The following is a 15,706-nucleotide window of genomic DNA, read 5'->3' on the forward strand; positions in this document are numbered from 1 at the left end:
GAGTTACCGCTCGTCTCGACGCCGAATCAGTCCCGTCTCCGCGTCGGCGACGACCCGAGCGGGCGCGCCGTCGGCGTCCACGCGCAGCGGCATGACGTACAAGTCGAACGTCCGGTCGGTCGGCAGCGCGTCCAACCCGCGGAGGTTCTCGACGACGAGCAGTCCCGCCCCGAGAATCGCATGGTGCGCCGGGACGCCGTCGCCGCCGGTCGGGTCCGGGCTGAGCGCGTCGATGCCGACAGAGAGCCCCCGTTCTGCGCAGCCCCGAGCCGTCTCGGGCGCGAGCGCCGGGTGGTCGGGCATACGCTCCGTACCCCACTCGTCCTCCCAGCCGGTTCGGAACACGAGGAAGTCCACGCGCGGTTCGAGGTGTTCCGGAATCGCGTCCGGCCCGATTCGACCGCGGGGGCCCGCGTCTCGGCAGTCGGCGACCCGAGCGGTGAACCGGAGTTCCTCGACCGGGAAGTCGTCGAGGGTCGCGCCGTCCGGTTCGGTGTGTGCGGGCGCGTCGACGTGCGTTCCGGCGTGAGTCCCGAGTTCGAGCCGCGAGACGCGGTAGCCGTCGGCCTCGAAGTCGGCGTGCGACTCGACTGCGACGGGCGGGTCGCCGGGGTACGTCGGCATCCCGGTCTCGACGCGTCGGGTGAGGTCGAGGAGGGTCATACCGCCCCTTAGGCGGGGGTGGGTAAAACGAGTGTTCGTGTCGAGAGCGACTGTCCGTCGCTCAGTTCACTTGTGCGCGAAGTAGACGACAGTCTCGTCGTCGCCGCGGTCGTCCACGCGGACGAAGCCGACGCGCTCGAACTGGACGAGTTCGTCCGCCGGTACGTCGCCGAAGTCGGGTTCAGCGACGCCCGTCACGTCGCCGTCCATGGTGCGCATGCGGACCGGGACGCCGTCGGTCGGTGCCCAGTGAATCACGGCCACGTCACCCTCGCGGACCACGTCGAGGTCGTCGCCGGTGGCGACGAGCGAGTCGCCCTCGCGGCGGACCGCACCGAAGCCCTTCAGCCAGACGCGCTCGCCCTCGGCGGGCACGTCGCCCGATTCGAGGAGGACGCTGTCGCCGACGGGGATGTCGCGGGTGCCGCGCTCCTCGAAGCTCGGGTGGAGCGGCGGGTGGGCGCTGTCGGAGCCGCCCTCGACGGCGAACTCCGTCCCATCGCGGACGAGGAAGTAGCGGTCCGTGTCGTCGTCGACGAGGTCGCGGTTGTTCGCGTAGACCGTCGACATCGAGAGGTCGACGTTCGAGGTGGAGGTGCCGAGACCGACCATCGCGTCTACGATAGCCTGTCCGCGGATGCCGCGGCGGCGGAGGCTCTTGATGGTCGGCACGCGCGGGTCGTCCCAGCCTTCGACTTCGCCCGAGTCGATGAGTTCCTTGATGCTCGACGTCGACATCTTCACGTCGTAGGCGTCGACCTGCACGTGGCCCCAGTGGACGACCTCGGGGTAGTCCCAGCCGAAGTAGTCGTAGACGAACTGCTGGCGCTTCGCGGAGTCCTGCAGGTCGATGCCGCGGATGATGTGGGTGACGCCCGTGAGGTGGTCGTCGACGCCGGACTGGAAGTCGAGCATCGGCCACGCGCGGTAGTCAGCCGCCTCCTCGCGGGGATGCGGCGTGTCTATCATGCGGAAGGCGACCCAGTCGCGCAGCGCGGGGTTCTTGTGTTCGATGTCGGTCTTGACGCGGAGGACCATCTCGCCCGAACTGTACTCGCCTTCGACCATGTCCTCGAACTCCTCGCGGGTCGTCTCAGGGTCCTTGTCGCGGTGCGGACACGGCTTCCCGTCGTTCTTCAGGTTCGAGAACTCCTCGCCCGAACACGAACAGGTGTACGCGCCGCCCATCTCGATGAGTTCGCGGGCGTAGTCGTAGTACGTCTTCACCCGGTCGGAGGCGCGAATCACGTCGTCGGGCTCGAACCCGAGGTAGTCGATGTCGTCGAGGATGGCGTCGTAGGCCGTCAGGTCCGGCCGCTTCGTCTCCGGGTCGGTGTCGTCGAACCGGACGATGAAGGAGCCGTCGTACATCTCCTTGTACGTCCCGATGACCGCGGGCATGCGGGCGTGGCCGAGGTGCCACGGACCGTTGGGGTTCGGCGCGGCGCGCATTCGGACCTCGTCGTCCGCCTCGACGTTGGGGAGGTCGGGGAGGAGCGAGTCGTCCGCTTCCTCCTCGGCTTCCATCTCGGCGAGTTCCTCGGGCGCGAGGTCTTCGAGTCGGTCGCGCTTTTCGCCCGCAGACAGCCGGTTGACCTCGGCGACGACGGGGCCGATGAGCCCCGGAATCTCGCCGCCGTGCTGTCGGAAGTCGGGGTTCTCGCCCATCAGCGGGCCCATAATCGCGCCCACGTCGGCGTCGCTGTCGTGTTTGACCGCGTTGAGAAGCGCGTGCTTTTCGGCCTCTCGCTCGATGCGCTCTCGAAGCTCGTCGTCCATTACCGTTGGCTTCCGCGGCGCGCCTAAAAACAGGCCCGGATTGCGGGGAAGGGACCTCGCGCGGGCAGGGGTACGTGGGATGTTAGCACTCCAGATCAGATATGCGTTACGGCGGCGGGGCTCGGGAGACGGACGGACCGAAGAGAAATCCTCGTGGCCGCGGTTCGCGGGCGCGTCGCGCTCTCAGTAGCCGCGGGTGATGAGGTAGTCCGCGATGTCGCAGAGCAGCTCGCGGGCCTCGTTGTCCGGAAGGACGTCGAGCCGCGACTTGGCCTGTTCGGTGAGGTCTTCGGCCATCTCGCGGGCGTAGTCGATGCTGCCCGCTTCGTTCAGCTCGGTGACGGCGGCCTCGACGGCCTCCTCGGTGAGCTCCTCGGCCGTCTCGGCGTCGACGAGGTCGTCTACGTCGATACCTTGCTGGCGCGCGTGGAGGGAGATGATGGTCTCTTTGTTCTCCACGAGGTCGGAGCCGCGCTGTTTGCCGAGCTGCTCCGACGGCACGGTCAGGTCGAGCACGTCGTCCTGAATCTGGAACGCGCTGCCGGACTCGATGCCGTACTGGTAGAGCGCCTCCACGACGTCGTCGTCTGCGCCCATGACGACCGCCGGAACGGCGGCCGCGGTCCCGTAGAGGACTGCCGTCTTCAGTTCGACCATCTGGAGGTACTCGTCGGGGAGCACCTCGGTGCGGCGCTCGAACTCGATGTCGAGCGCCTGCCCCTCGCAGATCTGCGTGCAGGTGGTCGCGAGTCGGCGGACGGCTTCGAGGCCGTCGGCCGGGTCAGCGCCGGTCTTCGTCAGGAGTTCGAACGCCTTGGCGTACAGCGTGTCGCCGGCGAGGATGGCGGTCGAGTTGTCGTACTCCTTGTGGACCGCCGGGACGCCGCGACGGAGGTCGTCGTCGTCCATGATGTCGTCGTGGATGAGCGTGAACGACTGGATGACCTCGATGCTCACGGCCGCGACCATCACGTCGATGGCGTCGCCCGCGAGCGTCGGGAACGCCCGGTAGTCCTCGGACATCGGTTCGACGTCCGCGAGCGACTCCGCGGTCAGGAGTGAGACGGTCGGCCGGAGACGCTTGCCGCCGGCTTTCAGGAGGTACCGGGAGGCCTCGTAGAGCCGTTCGGGCTCGGCCATCGGTACGTCCTCGTCGAGCGCGTCGTTGACGAGTTCGCGCCGCTCGCGAATCGCCTCGAGCACCCGCTTTTCCGTCGCGTCGGGAGTCATCACTCCACCAGCTGAATCATGTTGCCGTTCCGCGTGACGTGGACGTCGCGACCGAGGGCGTAGCCCTGACTCTCCGCGAGGTCCACGTACGGAGCGAAGCCTTTCAGGTTCTGGTGAGCCGGGATGACGTGCTGGGGCTGGAGCGCCTGCAGCATCTCGTAGTGCCCCTCCTCGCGGAGGTGGCCCGAGACGTGAATCTCGTCGTAGATGCGCGCGCCCTGCATGCGCAGGAGGCGCTCGGACTGGTAGCGCTGGCCCTCGTTCGTCGGCTCCGGGATGACCCGCGCCGAGAAGATGACCTTGTCGCCGTCCTCAATCTCGTACGGCGTCTCGCCGCGGCCCATGCGGGTGAGCATCGCGCGGGGCTCGCCCTGGTGGCCCGTGACGATGGGCAGGTAGTTCTCCTTGCCCTCCTTCATGATTCGCTTGAAGGTGCGGTCGACGGACTTGCGGTGGCCGTACATCCCGAGGTCGTCGGGGAGGTCGACGAAGCCGAGGCGCTCGGCGGTGCCGGAGTACTTCTCCATCGAGCGACCGAGGAGGACCGGCTGGCGGCCGATGTCCTTGGCGAACTCGACGAGCGAGGAGACCCGGGAGATGTGCGACGAGAACGTCGTCGCCACGATGCCGCCGTCGTAGTCCTCGACGGAGGTCATCACGTCTTTGAGGTGGCGGCGCGCGACGGACTCGGAGGGCGTGCGGCCCTTCCGGCCGGCGTTCGTACAGTCTTCGATGTACGCGAGCACGCCGTTGCCCTCGCGACCGATTTCGCGGAAGCGCTTCATGTCGATGGGGTCTTCGAGAACCGGCGAGTGGTCCATGCGCTTGTCGAGACCGTAGACGACGGCACCCTCGGGCGTGTGGACGACCGGGTTGATGGCGTCGATGATGGAGTGAGTGACGTGGACGAATTCGAGTTCCACGTTGCCGGAGTCGCCGATGGACATCGTCTCGCCGGCTTCCATCTTGACGAGGTCGTTGTTGACGTTGAACTTGTTCTCGCCTTCGATCTGCTGTTTCACCAGTTCGATGGTGAAGGGCGTCGCGACGACGGGGGCGTCGTAGCGGTGGGCGAGCTTGGAGATGGCACCGATGTGGTCGAGGTGACCGTGCGTGGGGACGATGGCCTGCACGTCTCCTTCGAGGTCGCTCATGACCCGGTCGTCCGGGATAGCGCCCATGTCGATGAGGTCGAGGCTGTGCATCTTTTCGGTCTCGACGTTGTCGTGGATGAGGACCTGCGACAGGTTGAGACCCATGTCGAAGACGACGACGTCGTCTCCGGCACGGACAGCCGTCATCTGACGGCCGACTTCTTCGTATCCGCCTATGGTTGCGATTTCGATTTCCATGGTTTGTGTCTCGATATTCCGAGCATCGAAAGCCACGATGTGGCGAAGGTGCTCACGGAAAGACGGGTGTCTGGGGGCCACCGGCCCCGGCGTCTTGCAGCTCGTCGGTCGAATGACCCCGCGTACGAGACGGCCCGAACCGGTCGAACTGGGCGCGCCCGCACTTACCCGCGGGTTTCTGGTACTGAGTTCTACTCACGGGGGTACTAAAAACTACGTGGGTTCACCGCGCCCGCACGCCCGGGATCGTGAGAGAAAGTCTCACGTGAACCGGGTTTTTCCTCCGTTCGACGACGATTTCGACCCGGACGATCGGATTCGAGGGCCATCTCGCACTGTCGGTCCGGCACATTTAAGATAACTACGAGACGGGTTTGATGCATGAGCGGCCGACCCCTCGACGTCCTCGAAGCGTCACTCGACGAGCCGGTGACGGTTCTCCTCAAGGATGGAAACGCGTACTTCGGCGTCCTCGCTGGTTACGACCAGCACATGAACGTCGTACTCGAAGAAGCGCTGGACGAAGACACCGTGCCCGGGGATATCGAACTCGAGCAAGTCCAAGACACAACCATTATACGCGGCGATAACGTCGTCACCATCAAAGCATGACGGGTGCAGGAACCCCTAGCCAAGGAAAGAAGAACAAGACGACGCACGTCAAGTGCCGTCGCTGCGGCGAGAAGTCCTACCACGTGAAGAAGAAGGTCTGCTCGTCTTGCGGCTTCGGTAAGTCGAAGAAGCGTCGGAGCTACGCCTGGCAGTCGAAGTCCGGCGACAACTAACGACTCTCGACGGTCTCAGACCGTCTCTGTCTTCTCTCTCGCCGTCTGCGGCGAGAACGAACCCGCGTTCCTGACTCCCGGTTTGTCCCCGCGCCCGTGACACTCGCTAGCACCGAGTACGGCGTCGCTCCCCGCCCGTCCCACCCGAGTTCCTTCCTCGTGTTTTCCGGTTTCCCGAACTGTCACTTCATCTCGTCACCGCTCTCGGCTGGGTTGGTTTACCTCCGTTTTCAGCCCTCGCCGTCCATGCAGCGCATCTCCCGCTCTCGTCGAATTCCCGCCCCACCGAGCGGTCACCACCGCGTCCGAGATATGCACCCATGTGTATATTTGCCGGTTCCTGAACCCGTCGTTACTGCATAAGGACGGGTTTTTTACCCCCTCGACTCTCTATCATCTTCCATGGTAACTGGGCGGGACGACTCCCACCACCACATCGGCGGACCGACCGAGAAGTGCGGTGTCGTCGGCGTCGCACTCGGCGGTCGAGACGCCGCACGGCCCCTGTACTACTCGCTGTACGCCCTCCAGCACCGGGGCCAAGAGTCCGCAGGCATCGTCACCCACGACGGGTTCCAACAGCACAGTCACGTCCAGATGGGTCTCGTCGGCGACGCGTTCGGTGCCGACGACCTCGACGGCCTGAAGGGCGAGGCGGGCATCGGCCACGTCCGCTACCCCACCGCCGGCGACGTGTCGAAGTCGTGCGCCCAGCCGTTCGCCGTCTCGTTCAAGTCGGGGTCGCTCGGGCTCGCGCACAACGGTAACCTCGTCAACGCCAACGAACTCCGCGACGAACTGGAGAACTTCGGTCACGCCTTCACCTCGACGGGCGACACCGAGGTCATCGCCCACGACCTCGCGCGCAATCTCCTCGAAGAGGACCTCGTCCGTGCCGTCAAGCGGACTATGGAGCGCATTCACGGCTCGTACGCGCTCACCATCATGCACGACGAGACGGTCCTCGGCGTGCGTGACCCCGAAGGAAATCGTCCGCTCTGTATCGGCAAACTCGACGACGGCTACGTGCTCGCCTCCGAGTCGGCAGCCATCGACACGCTCGACGGCGAACTCGTCCGCGACGTGAAACCGGGCGAACTCGTCGTCCTCAACCCCGACGGAAGCGGCTTCGACTCGTATCAACTGGTCGAACGCGACAACACGGCCCACTGCTTTTTCGAACACATCTACTTCGCCCGCCCGGACTCCGTGATGAACGACACGCTCGTCTACGAGGTCCGCCGCGGGCTCGGCCGGAAGCTCTGGGAGGAAAACGGCGTCGACACCGACGTGGTCATGCCCGTTCCCGACTCGGGCCGCGCGTTCGCCTCCGGCTACGCGGAGGCCGCCCAAGAGGACGACGCGACCGTCGAGTTCGCCGAGGGACTGATGAAGAATCGCTACGTCGGCCGGACGTTCATCATGCCGACTCAGGACGAGCGCGAGCGCGCCGTCCGCCTCAAGCTCAACCCCATCAAGAGCACCGTCGAGGGCAAGTCCGTGACGCTCATCGACGACAGCATCGTCCGCGGGACGACCTCGAACCAGCTCGTCCAACTGCTGTACGACGCCGGTGCGACCGAGGTCCACATGCGCATCGGCGCGCCGCCCATCGTCGCGCCCTGTTACATGGGCATCAACATGGCCACCCGCGAGGAACTCATCGCCTCGGACAAGTCCGTCGAGGAGGTCCGCGACACCATCGACGCCGACAGTCTCGGCTACCTCTCTATCGACGCCGTCGCCGAAGTGCTCGAAAAGTCCCGCGCCGACCTCTGTCTCGGCTGTGTCACCGGCGAGTACCCGTACGACATCGACGGCGAGGAGACCGACCGCGACGTGAGTCGCCCCGTCGTCGGTGCCGAAGTGCCGCTGAGCGACTGAGTCTCACCCGTCTCGTCCCCCCGACCCCCGACCTATCGCTCCGTCTGACAGTCACCGGGAGCCTCGATAGCATAATCAACGCGGCCTTTCTTTTCTCTCGCGCCCGTGGTTCGAACTGTACTCCGACTCGCCGAGGACCGGGTTGCGAGCGGAGTACGGAGTGCGAATCGACGGGGCGGTGGAACGCCGCGGGAGGGCCCGCACGCCCCGTCTCTGTGACCTGCCGGTCGCACCACGTACTACCGCCCGTCCGAACCAACGGCCCTCGGGCCGCGCCCCGCCGCGGGCGTCGGACGGGTACTCCCTTTGAACGCCGGAGCGGCGGCGCTCGCCGACTCCCGGCTCAGTAGACGACGTAGAGGAGGGTGTAGACGACGTTTCCGAGGACGAACGAGACGAGCCACAGCGAGGCCGCGACGCGGCCGAACCGGGCGTGTTCCGTCCCGAAGACCTCGGTTATCGGTCGCGTCAGCGCCAACAGCAGAGCGTAGTAGACGACGGGGACACAGACGACGGCCAAGAGGATGTGAACCGCCAGCGTCGGGAGGTAGACGAACTGGTAGACCACGTCGGGGCCGGGGAACTCCGCGGTTCCCTGGACGACGACCTTGTAGAGATAGAGGACGAGAAACGTCGCAAAGAGGAGGAACGAGGCGAGCATCATACGCCGGTGGCGCTCGATTTCGCCGCGGCGGACGAACCGGACGCCGGCGAGGATGGTGACGATGGCGACGGTGCTGATGACCGCGTTCACGTGCGGGATCGCGTTCAGCACGGCCTCGGGAGCAGTCGGAATCGCGGCGCGAGGAATCGCGCCGAGCGCCGCCCCGAAGACGAGCGCGAGCGACAGCACCGAGAGAATCGCAGTCAGTCCGCGGACGTGGTCGCGTGCTCGGAACTCCATAGGCGTATCCCGGTGCTGCGAGGCCAAAATCGTTCTGTCGCCCGCCCGCGGCACGGCGCCTGCAAACGCCCGACATTGCCGAGTCGAAAGGAAAGTCATTTAAATTACCGCGGGGTAAACGAGAGTGCAGCAAGACACAGCGAGCGTGGGTAGCCAAGCCAGGCCAACGGCGCAGCGTTGAGGGCGCTGTCCTGTAGAGGTCCGCCGGTTCAAATCCGGTCCCACGCATCGCAAGATGCAGGTGACGTCCCTACACGGACATCACCCACGCACAATCCTTCCACGAAACTACATCCCTGAGAGATTCCTCTCTGGGTTTCTCTGCCCTGCTCCTCGCTGAGGAACACCTCTCTGAACGTCTCGTTATTCACCGGCCAGCGACCGTGCCGCCGCCGACTTCGACCATCGACCGCCGTCCCGTGCCGCGAGTTTAAAAGGGTCGAACGAGTAACACGCGGCATGGCCAAGTACTCGACGAACCGGGGCGGTGGCGGCGGCGACGGCGACAGTTGCGAACTCTGCGGTCGCAGCACCGCGAAGCTCCGGCGCGCGAACGTGGCCGGCGCGGACCTGTTGGTCTGTCCGGACTGCGCGCCGCACGGCGAGAACCGCCACGCGGACCGAAAAAACGAGTCGACCGACGCCTCGCGCGACGGCTCCGAGCGGAACCGCAAGAAGCGCGCCGCCCAGCGCACCGCCAAGATGTACGACAGCGCGAAGGGAGACTCCAAACACTGGGAGGAAAAGGGGACGAACTACGAGAAAGACCGGCTCCCCTACCTCGTCTCCGGTTACGGCGGCGTCGTCGAGTCCGCCCGGCAGGACGCCGGCCTCCAACTCTCCGACCTCGCCGACGAACTCGAACTCGACGAGAAGCAACTGCTCGCCATCGAACAGGGCCGGGCCACGCGGGCGAACATCGGCGGCTCGGCCATCCGCGCGCTCGAAGAGCGCCTCGGCGTGACCCTCGTCGACGAGTAGCACGATTTTTCTCGGTCGGGCGTCTCGACGCGCATATGTCCGACTCACTCGCACCCGAGTCCCCGACGGTCCGGGCGTTCGACGCGACGGTGACGCGCGTCGACGGTCGGTCGGTCGTCCTCGACGAGACGTACTTCTACCCCGAAGGCGGCGGTCAGCCCGCCGACCGCGGTGTTCTCGGCGGCGTCGCCGTCGAACACGTCCGAAGCGAAGCCGACGGAACGATCGTCCACGACCTCGCGGCCGACCCCGACTTCGGCGTCGGCGACGAGGTGACCGGCGTCGTCGACGACGACTTCCGGACGTACTGTATGCGGGCGCACACCGCGAGTCACGTCCTCTACGGCGCGGGTCGCCGCATCTTCGACGACCTCGGCTACGGCGGCTTCGACATCTCCGCGGAGAAGGTCCGCGTCGATTTCGAGACCTCGACCGAGGTCGACGACGACGCGCTCGTCGAACTGGAGCGTCTCGTCAATCGAGCGGTGTGGGACAGCCGCGAGGTGTCGTGGGAGGAGATTCCCGTCTCGGAGGCCCGCGAGCGCGAGGAAATCGCGTTCAACGTCAAGACCGAGGAGGGCGTCTTTGCCGAGTCCGAAACCGTCCGGGTCGTCTCCATCGACGGCTGGGACTGGGCGGCCTGCGGCGGGACGCACGTCTCGAACACCGTCGAAATCGGGTCGGTCGAGGTGCTCGGTCGGTCGAACCCCGGCGAGGGACTCACCCGCGTCGAGTTCGCGGTCGGTGCCTCAGCTATCGACCGCCGTGCCGCAGTTCGAACGTCCGCCTACGAGGCCGCCCGAGCGCTCGGAACGAACCTCGACGGTCTCGGAGAGTCAGCCGCCACTGTCGCGGCCGCGCGCGAAGAACTGGAATCCGAACTCGCCGACCTGAAGTCCGAGGTACTGCGCTCCCGACTTGCGGACTTCGAGACGGTCGAACGCGACGGACTGACGTGGCGGGTCGGTGCGGTCTCCGGCTTCGACGCGAACGAGGTCGGCGACGCGGCCAAGGAGGCCCGCGACGGTGCGGACGTGGTCGTCGCCGTCGGCGAGTCCGACACGCCGTTCGTCGTCGTCGCTAGCGCCGGCGACGCGGCCGCCGGCGACGTCGTCGCCGAGGTGACAGGCGAGTTCGGCGGCGGCGGCGGCGGCGGGCCGACCTTCGCGCAGGGCGGCGGTCTCGGCGCGCCGGCCGACGAGGTGCTGGCGTACTTACGCGACTGAGTTGACTCTGACCACCGATACTGTGGCGTGCTGACGCCCGACGGACGACCGGCGGTTCAATCATCTTTTTCAATGATGGTCCGTACTCATCACCATGGAAACCGTAGGGTCTGCCACGGGTCTGACCGACGAGCAACGGGCCATCCGCGACGTGGTCCACGAGTTCGCCGTCGAGGAGATTCGCCCGACCGCGCGCGAGGCCGACGAGACGGAGACGTTCCCGGAGGACGTGTGGGACGGCCTCGCCGAACTCGACCTGACCGGTCTGACCGTCCCCGAGGAGTACGGTGGGTTCGGCGCCGACCGCGCCACCTACGCCGTCGTCAACGAGGAGGTCGCCTACGGCCAACTCGCCGTTGCGACCGCGCTCTCCGTGCACTGTCTCGCGACCGAGTGCATCGCCGAGTTCGCTACCGAGGAACAGAAGGAAACGTGGCTCCCCGAGATGGCTCGCGGCCGGCCGGTCGGCATGTTCGGACTCTCCGAACCGGACGCCGGGTCGAACCCCGCGGAGATGTCGACGGTCGCCCGACGAGAGGGCGACGAGTACGTCATCAACGGCAAAAAGCAGTGGATAACGAACGGCCAGCGCGGCGGCGTCTGCATCCTCTTCGCCAAGACCGACCCCGACGACCCGTCGTCGGTCACGCAGTTCCTCGTCCCGAAGGAGGCCGGCTACGAGGTCGGCAAGAAAGAGGAAAAACTCGGCCTCCGCGCCTCCGACACGACGGCGCTCCTCTTCGACGACGTTCGCATCCCTGCGGAAAACCGACTCACCGAGGAGGGCAAGGGACTCTCCGCCGCCTTCCGCATTCTGACCGGCGGCCGAATCGGCATCGCCTCGCAGGCCGTGGGACTCGCGCAGGCCGCGCTCGACGACGCCATCGACTACGCGAACGAGCGCGAGCAGTTCGACAACCCCATCTCGAAGATTCAGGCGATTCGCCACAAAATCGCCGACATGGGCACGCAGGTCCACGCCTCGCGGATGCTCGTCCGCGAGGCCGCTCGCGTCGCCGACGCCGGCGACGACCCGCGGACCGCGGCGTCCATCGCGAAGTACTTCGCCAGCGAGGCCGCGGTCGACGTGACGAACGAGGCGGTGCAGGTCCACGGCGGCTACGGCTACACCACCGACTTCGACGTGGAACGCTACTACCGCGACTCGAAGATTACGACCATCTACGAGGGGACCAGCGAGATTCAAAAGGAGATTATCGCGCGGTCGCTCCTCGACTGAAGGGGCGAGCCAGCCCGCTTTTTCACCCGGTCGGGTCGCTCACGGACTCCGGGCGAGCGTCGGCAGTCCCCGCTCGCGGACGACGTCGACCGCGGCGACGCCCGCGAGGAAGATACATCCGACGAGCGTCACCCACGCGCCCGCCGCCGAGACGAACGTCTCGTCCCACAGTTGGATGAACCGCAGGACTGCGACGGTCCCGACGACGCCGACGACGAGTTCCGCGCGGCGGGACCGCCGTCCGGCGAGCGCGGCCACGGAGAGCAGGACGACTGTCGGGAGGAGGACGATGCCGTGGACGAGCTCCAGACCGTTTCCCATGCCGCCGTAGTAGACGGAGATAACCGGACCTTCGTGGGCTGGGTCGACCTGTATCCACGGGAGGAAGACGCCGGCCGCGACGACGAGCGACGGGAGGACTGGGGCGAGGCGTTCGCGGAGCGGAGATGCCATATCGGAGGCGACGCCGGTTTTCCGTATAGGCCTTCTCCCGAAGCGTCTTTTCCCCGCGGTTCCCTACTGCGGGCAATGACGCTCCCCGACCTCTCGGCGTTCGACGCCGTCGTCTACGACCTCGACGGCACGCTCGTTAACCTCCGCGTCGACTGGGACGACGCCGCCAGCGACGCCGCAGCCGTCCTGCGCGACGCTGGCGTCGACGCCGACTCGCTGGACCTCTGGAAGATGCTCGACGCGGCCGACGAGGCCGGCGTCCGCGACGAACTGGAGCGGGAGCTCGCGGCGCACGAGCGAGAGGGCGCGTGGGTCTCCGACCGTCTCCCGCTCGCGGACTACCTCGCTGACGACGGCGTCCCCTCCGGCGTCTGCTCGCTCAACGCCGAGGACGCCTGCCGGGTCGCGCTCGACGTGCACGACCTCACGGGGCACGTCGACGCCGTCGTCGGCCGCGACACCGTGGCGACCCGCAAGCCCGACCCGGAGCCGTTGCTCGCGACGCTCGAACGGATGGCGGTCGACCCCGACTCGGCCGTGTTCGTCGGCGATTCCGGTCGCGACGAGGTGACCGCCGACCGCGCGGGCGTCGCCTTCAGATACGTCGACGGCGGCCCGTCGGGCGTCTGAGACGAGGCTCTGAGGAAGCAGAAATCGAGAGATGCAGGGCGAACAGGCGGCACGTTCGCTCCGCCGGACGGCGTGCCGCGCTCCCGCGTCTCGCCCGGCGGCGATGCTCAACGCACGGGGGCGCTGGCCGCGGAATCGGTGATAAACCTCCGCTCCGGCGCGGCCGTTAAGCCCGCCGAGTCCTACGGTCACGCATGGGATTTCCGGTCTCGTACTACTGTCCGCACTGCGGCGCGGTCGTCGAACTCGAACGCGACGGCTACCTGGCCGACAAGTCGGTGACGCCGTACCCGCTCGAAGGCTGGTCGTACGCCGACCCGACCGACGACTTCGAAGACGCCGAGGGCGTCCGGTTCGCCTGCGGCGAGAGCGACGCCCCCGGCCTGTCGTGGACCGGTGACGTGGTCGATGCCGACGACGTGGAGAACCCCACGCTGGCGTCGCCGTGCGGCCGCGAGTTCTACCTCTCGTTCGTCAGATACGAGAATGGCCGCGAGGTCGAAGCCGTCCCCGAGAGCGACTACGTCGTCATCGGCGGGGGAGGCCCGTCCGGTCCGTCGGGCCCACGAGGTCCGGACGCGGGGCCGCGCGGTCCCGACGGGTTCTGAGTCTTCGGGAGCCTCCGCGCCCGCGACGTACGTCCGAGTCGTGCGAACGCGCGTCACTCCGTATTCAATAGCTCACGCGTCGACTATCTATCATGGTTCCCATTCAGTCCACGTTCGGTCTCGGTGACGCGCTGTTCTTCGTCCCGTTCGTCGTCATCGCCGTCGTCATCTTCGCGTTCGCCGGCGCGGTGGTCTACCTCGAACACAGAAAGGAGATGGCGCTCATCGAGAGCGGCCACTACGACGAGGTCGGCCGCGACTCGCGGGCGTGGATTCTCGGCGGCGGCCTGCTCGTCCTCGCGCTCGGCCTCGGAAGCGTCGTCTCGGCGCTCCTCTCCGGCGGCGCGGTCGGCGACGGCGTGACCGCGGTCTTCGTCGGTCTCGCGGCGCTCGCGTACTACTTCTACAAGCGCCGCACGGTCGGAACGACCGCCGCCTGAGCCGCGAACACGGGTCGGGAGCTCAGCCCTTGATGTTGCAGACGGGGAACGTCCGCGCGACCTTGTCGCCGATGCCCAGTTCGTCCGAGACGCGGACGACCTCGTCCACGTCCTTGTAGACGCCGGGCGCTTCTTCTGCGACCGTCGCGCCCGACTGGGCCTTCACGTATATCTTCTCCTGCTCGCGGAGTTCGTCCTGCACCGTCTCTCCCCAGTACTCCTGTTTCGCTTTGGTTCGGCTCATAAGTCGGCCCGCGCCGTGGGCCGTCGAGCCGAAGGTGAGGTCGAGCGACTGGTCGCCGCCCCGGAGGACGTAGCTCCCCGCGCCCATGCTGCCGGGGATGATGACCGGCTGACCCACCTCGGCGTAGGCGGGCGGCAGTTCGGGTCGCCCCGCGGGGAACGCCCGCGTCGCCCCCTTTCGGTGGACGTAGAGTTCGCGCTCCTCGCGCTCGACGGCGTCGCTGTCTCGCACAGGTCGCCCCTCCGGGTCGACCCCGACTTCATGGACTTCCTTCTTGGCGATGTTGTGCGCGACGTCGTACAGAAGGCGCATCTCCATGTCGCGCCAGTCGCGGTCGAACACGTCGGCGAACACCTCGCGCGTGCGGTGCATGATGAGCTGTCGGTTCACCCACGCGAAGTTGATGGCGGCGCACATCGCGCCGTAGTACTCTTCTGCGAGCGCGGAGCCGGCGGGCGCGGCCGCGAGCTCCTTGTCCGGGAGGTCGTCGAGCAGGTCCTTGTGTTCCTTCTCGATGCGTCGGAGGTAGTCGGTGCAGGTCTGGTGGCCGAGGCCGCGGGAGCCGCAGTGGATGAGCACGACGATTTGGTCGGCTTCGAGGCCGAACGACTCGGCCACGTCCTCGCGGTAGATGTCCGTGACGCGCTGGACTTCGAGGAAGTGGTTCCCGGAGCCGAGACTGCCGATTTGGTTACGGCCGCGGTCCTTCGCCTTCTGCGAGACGAACTCGGGGCGGGCGTCGTCGCGGAAGCCCTCGTCTTCGCAGTGGGCGAGGTCGTCGTCCGTGGCGTAGCCGGCGTCGACCGCCCAGCGCATCCCGCGGGCGAGGATGTCCTCGATGGTCTCGGCGTCGCCCGTGACGACGCCGCCGCCGCCGAGGCCCGAGGGTACCGCCTCGAACAGGGCGTCGACGAGTTCCTCCTCGTGTCCCTGGAGGTCCTCGTAGGTGAGGTTCGTCGTCATCATCCGGACGCCGCAGTTGATGTCGTAGCCGACCGCGCCGGGCGAGAGACAGCCGTCCGTGGCGTCGGTCGCGCCGACGCCGCCGACCGGGAACCCGTAGCCCTGGTGGCCGTCGGGCATGCAGATGGCGTGTTTGGTGATACCCGGCAGGTGCGTCGCGTTCCGCAGCTGTTCGAGCGTCTTGTCGTCGCCGATGTGGTCGAGCAGCGCCTCGGAGGCCAGCACCCGCGCGGGGGCGTTCATCTCGCCCTCCCGCGGAATCTCCCAGACGTGCTCGCGAACCTGTCGCAGTTCGATGTCGCCGAACTCGCGCGTTTCCATATC

The 15,706-nt window shown here is 66.9% G+C and carries 16 protein-coding genes and 1 tRNA gene; 10 read left to right on the top strand and 7 right to left on the bottom strand.

The genetic code is table 11. From position 1 onward, the window contains the following. Positions 1 to 3 precede the first annotated feature (3 nt). The 4 genes from C457_RS12230 to C457_RS12245 form a co-directional block, all read right to left on the bottom strand. Positions 4 to 663 (bottom strand): cyclase family protein, encoded by a 660-nt coding sequence (locus C457_RS12230; RefSeq protein WP_008095027.1) that lies wholly within the window; start codon positions 661 to 663, stop codon positions 4 to 6. 66 nt (positions 664 to 729) lie between these two features. Further along, positions 730 to 2,442 carry a glutamate--tRNA ligase gene (locus C457_RS12235; protein WP_008095028.1) on the bottom strand — a complete coding sequence of 571 codons (1,713 nt, stop codon included), beginning with the start codon at positions 2,440 to 2,442 and terminating at the stop codon, positions 730 to 732. Between the two features lie 183 nt (positions 2,443 to 2,625). Further along, a complete protein-coding gene (idsA3, locus tag C457_RS12240) occupies positions 2,626 to 3,672 on the bottom strand; it encodes a geranylfarnesyl diphosphate synthase (RefSeq protein WP_008095029.1) in 1,047 nt (348 codons plus the stop codon). Next, complete coding sequence (locus C457_RS12245; RefSeq protein ID WP_008095031.1) at positions 3,672 to 5,024, bottom strand: ribonuclease J; 1,353 nt, start codon at positions 5,022 to 5,024, stop codon at positions 3,672 to 3,674. The genes idsA3 and C457_RS12245 overlap by 1 nt, the downstream gene beginning before the upstream one ends. Before the next feature lie 381 nt (positions 5,025 to 5,405). On the opposite strand from C457_RS12245, the gene C457_RS12250 reads away from it, so the two are divergent. The 3 genes from C457_RS12250 (at position 5,406) to purF (ending at position 7,693) form a co-directional block, all read left to right on the top strand. Then, positions 5,406 to 5,636: an LSM domain-containing protein gene (locus tag C457_RS12250; protein WP_004042938.1), complete on the top strand. Its 231-nt coding sequence runs from the start codon at positions 5,406 to 5,408 to the stop codon at positions 5,634 to 5,636. Continuing rightward, entirely contained in the window at positions 5,633 to 5,809 is a 177-nt protein-coding gene (locus C457_RS19720; protein ID WP_004042936.1) for a 50S ribosomal protein L37e, read from the top strand. Before C457_RS12250 ends, C457_RS19720 begins: the two co-directional genes overlap by 4 nt. A 402-nt stretch (positions 5,810 to 6,211) precedes the next feature. Further along, the gene (purF, locus tag C457_RS12255) at positions 6,212 to 7,693 is read left to right on the top strand and encodes an amidophosphoribosyltransferase (RefSeq protein ID WP_008095037.1); all 1,482 of its coding nucleotides are present in this window, start codon (positions 6,212 to 6,214) and stop codon (positions 7,691 to 7,693) included. Between the two features lie 343 nt (positions 7,694 to 8,036). On the opposite strand, the gene C457_RS12260 is transcribed toward purF, so the two are convergent. After that, complete coding sequence (locus C457_RS12260) at positions 8,037 to 8,597, bottom strand: DUF420 domain-containing protein (protein WP_008095039.1); 561 nt, start codon at positions 8,595 to 8,597, stop codon at positions 8,037 to 8,039. Positions 8,598 to 8,740: 143 nt separating this feature from the next. Here C457_RS12260 and C457_RS12265 point away from each other — a divergent pair. From C457_RS12265 to C457_RS12280, 4 genes are all read left to right on the top strand, one after another. Next, positions 8,741 to 8,825 (top strand) — tRNA-Leu (locus C457_RS12265). A gap of 231 nt (positions 8,826 to 9,056) precedes the next feature. Beyond that, complete coding sequence (locus C457_RS12270; protein ID WP_008095041.1) at positions 9,057 to 9,578, top strand: helix-turn-helix domain-containing protein; 522 nt, start codon at positions 9,057 to 9,059, stop codon at positions 9,576 to 9,578. A gap of 35 nt (positions 9,579 to 9,613) precedes the next feature. Beyond that, a complete protein-coding gene (locus C457_RS12275) occupies positions 9,614 to 10,804 on the top strand; it encodes an alanyl-tRNA editing protein (protein WP_008095043.1) in 1,191 nt (396 codons plus the stop codon). Positions 10,805 to 10,898: 94 nt separating this feature from the next. Continuing rightward, positions 10,899 to 12,044, top strand: a complete 1,146-nt coding sequence (locus tag C457_RS12280) for an acyl-CoA dehydrogenase family protein (RefSeq protein ID WP_008095045.1) — start codon at positions 10,899 to 10,901, stop codon at positions 12,042 to 12,044. Positions 12,045 to 12,083: 39 nt separating this feature from the next. On the opposite strand, the gene C457_RS12285 is transcribed toward C457_RS12280, so the two are convergent. After that, on the bottom strand, positions 12,084 to 12,497 hold the full coding sequence (locus tag C457_RS12285) for a hypothetical protein (protein WP_008095048.1): 414 nt from the start codon (positions 12,495 to 12,497) through the stop codon (positions 12,084 to 12,086). A 75-nt stretch (positions 12,498 to 12,572) separates the two neighbouring features. On the opposite strand from C457_RS12285, the gene C457_RS12290 reads away from it, so the two are divergent. From C457_RS12290 to C457_RS12300, 3 genes are all read left to right on the top strand, one after another. After that, complete coding sequence (locus tag C457_RS12290; protein ID WP_008095050.1) at positions 12,573 to 13,127, top strand: HAD family hydrolase; 555 nt, start codon at positions 12,573 to 12,575, stop codon at positions 13,125 to 13,127. A 194-nt stretch (positions 13,128 to 13,321) separates the two neighbouring features. Then, positions 13,322 to 13,735, top strand: coding sequence for a hypothetical protein (locus C457_RS12295; protein WP_008095052.1), 414 nt, complete (start codon positions 13,322 to 13,324; stop codon positions 13,733 to 13,735). 92 nt (positions 13,736 to 13,827) lie between these two features. Then, complete coding sequence (locus C457_RS12300; protein ID WP_008095054.1) at positions 13,828 to 14,175, top strand: hypothetical protein; 348 nt, start codon at positions 13,828 to 13,830, stop codon at positions 14,173 to 14,175. Positions 14,176 to 14,197: 22 nt separating this feature from the next. On the opposite strand, the gene C457_RS12305 is transcribed toward C457_RS12300, so the two are convergent. Then, positions 14,198 to 15,703: an RtcB family protein gene (locus C457_RS12305; RefSeq protein WP_008095056.1), complete on the bottom strand. Its 1,506-nt coding sequence runs from the start codon at positions 15,701 to 15,703 to the stop codon at positions 14,198 to 14,200. Positions 15,704 to 15,706 lie beyond the last annotated feature (3 nt).

Origin of the sequence: Haloferax prahovense DSM 18310 (assembly GCF_000336815.1) — an archaeon.
Lineage (GTDB): Archaea > Halobacteriota > Halobacteria > Halobacteriales > Haloferacaceae > Haloferax > Haloferax prahovense.